Origin of the sequence: Kitasatospora nipponensis, assembly GCF_039528135.1 — a bacterium.
GTDB classification, from domain to species: domain Bacteria; phylum Actinomycetota; class Actinomycetes; order Streptomycetales; family Streptomycetaceae; genus Kitasatospora; species Kitasatospora nipponensis.
The window spans coordinates 1-693 of record NZ_BAAALF010000730.1 but is presented as its reverse complement, the minus strand read 5'-3'; the positions used below and the strand labels follow the sequence as shown (position 1 = coordinate 693).

Below are 693 nucleotides of genomic sequence, written 5' to 3'. Positions count from 1 at the left end.
GCGCCTCGGCGCGGCCGAGCAGCTCCATTGACACGAAGAGCGGCGGGGAGCCCCGGCGGCCGGTGACGGCCACCCGGAGCGGGGTGAAGGCGAACTTGGGCTTGATGCCCAGGCCGTCCACCAGCGCCTCGCGCAGCGCCGCCTGGATCGGCTCCGGGGTGAAGTCCGCCAGCTCGGTGAGTGCCTGGACGCTGGCCTCCAGCACCGGACGGGCGTCCGCGGTGAGCACCTTGGCGGCGTCCTCCGGGTCCACCGTGAAATCGGCCGGGTCGACGAAGAGGAAGCCCGCCATGTTGACGATCTCGCTCAGCACGACCATCCGCTCCTGGGTGAGCGGCGCCACCTTGGCCAGCAGGTCGAGCTGGTCGGCGGTCGGCTCGGCCGGCAGCAGGCCGGGGGCCTGCAGGTACGGCACCAGGCGGCGGACGAACTCGTCCGGCGCGAGCAGGCGGAGGTGGTCGCCGTTGATCGACTCGCACTTCTTCAGGTCGAAGCGGGCCGGGTTCGCGTTCACCTTGGCGATGTCGAAGGCCGCGACGAACTCCTCCATGGAGAAGCGGTCCTGGTCCTCGGAGAGCGACCAGCCCAGCAGCGCCAGGTAGTTGAGCAGGCCCTCGGGCAGGAAGCCGCGCTCGCGGTAGAGGGTGAGGCTGGCCTGCGGGTCGCGCTTGGACAGCTTCTTGGTGCCCTCGC

General features: G+C 71.1%; 1 protein-coding gene. It reads right to left on the bottom strand.

Features of this window, described 5'->3' with window-relative positions:
• The coding region (locus ABD323_RS42970) for a glutamate--tRNA ligase (RefSeq protein ID WP_344447471.1) at positions 1-693 on the bottom strand (693 nt) is incomplete at both ends.